Raw genomic sequence first — 1,419 nt, forward strand, 5'->3', positions numbered from 1 at the left:
GGTCAAGTCCCTGGTAGTGGTGTAGCGGTCGGTCCTTCGATGTGAGGGGTTAGGCGCTGAGTTCGAGGACGGGGTCGGTCACCTCCTCGGTGCTGGTGTCGGTGACGAAGGTGAGGCGGCTCTTGGCGAGGATGTCGAGGCCGAGGTAGCGTCGGCCTTCGGCCCATTCGTCGGTCTGTTCGGCGAGGACTGCGCCGACGAGGCGGATGATCGCGTCGCGGTTCGGGAAGATCCCGACGGAGTCGGTGCGGCGGCGGATTTCTCGGTTGAGGCGCTCGTTGGGATTGTTCGACCAGATCTGCTGCCAGAGCCCTTCGGGAAACTGTGTGAAGGCGAGGATGTCCGCCCTGGCGGTGTCGAGGTGCTCGAACGCGTCGGGGAGCTTGCCGTCGACGTAGTCCAGCAGCCGGTCGAATTGGGCGTGAACCGCGTCGGCGTCGGGCTGATCGTAGACGGAGTGCAGCATCGCTTTCACCGCCGGCCACATGGTTTTCGGTGTCACGGACATCAGGTTCGCGGCGTAATGCGTCCGGCATCTCTGCCAGACCGCGCCGGGCAGGTTCGCCGCGATGGCCTCGACGAGCCCTTGGTGGGCGTCGCTGGTGACGAGGCGGACGCCGCCGAGCCCACGGGCGACAAGGTCGGCGAAGAACGAGTTCCACGCTGCCCCGGTCTCCGAGGTTGCGACGCGCAGACCGAGGACTTCGCGGCGCCCGTCCGCGTTGACGCCGGTGGCGATCAGGACGACGGCGCTGATGACCCGTCCGCCTTCGCGGACCTTCATCGTGAGCGCGTCAGCGGCGACGAATGTGAACGGCCCGGCATCGCCCAGGGGTCGGTGGCGGAACTGGTCGACGTGCTCGTCGAGCTCAGCCGCCATGCGCGAGACCTGCGACTTGGAGAGGGAGTGGATTCCGAGGGTCTTCACCAGCTTGTCCATCCGGCGGGTGGAGACCCCGGCGAGGTAGCAGTCCGCGACGACGGTGATCAGCGCGGTCTCTGCGCGTTTGCGACGCTCGAGCAGCCATTCCGGGAAGTAGGTGCCCTGCCGCAGCTTCGGGATGGCGACGTCGATGGTGCCGACGCGGGTGTCGAGGTCGCGGTGCCGGTAACCGTTGCGTTGTGTGAGCCGGTCGGGTGAGGGCTTACCCCACTCCGCGCCAACGACGGCGTCGGCGTCAGCGGACAGCAACGCGTTGATCATGGTCTGCAGCAAGCTGCGCATCAGATCCGGCGACGCGTCCAACAGTGCTTCGCTGAGCACGCCAGCAGGGTCGACAATATGAGGAGCGGTCATCGTGATGACTCCATTCGAGTGAGAAGTAGAGAGCTTTCTCGAAGGATCACACGGTGGCCGCGCTTACGTCGTGAACGACGAGCCAGACCACCGCGCGCTACACCACTATGCGGGACTCAACT

The 1,419-nt window shown here is 65.9% G+C and carries 1 protein-coding gene; it reads right to left on the reverse strand.

Features of this window, described 5'->3' with window-relative positions:
- Window positions 1-49: 49 nt before the first annotated feature.
- Window positions 50-1,297, reverse strand: a complete 1,248-nt coding sequence (locus PLL68_RS15190) for an IS256 family transposase (RefSeq protein WP_324535539.1) — start codon at window positions 1,295-1,297, stop codon at window positions 50-52.
- Window positions 1,298-1,419 lie beyond the last annotated feature (122 nt).

The sequence above is a fragment of the Ornithinibacter sp. genome (genome assembly GCF_035443565.1).
Lineage (GTDB): Bacteria > Actinomycetota > Actinomycetes > Actinomycetales > Dermatophilaceae > Fodinibacter.

What these genes read in the sequence shown, in the direction of transcription:
- PLL68_RS15190 (WP_324535539.1), bottom strand. Translation starts at nt 1,297, where the DNA reads ATGACCGCTCCTCATATTGTCGACCCTGCTGGCGTGCTCAGCGAAGCA.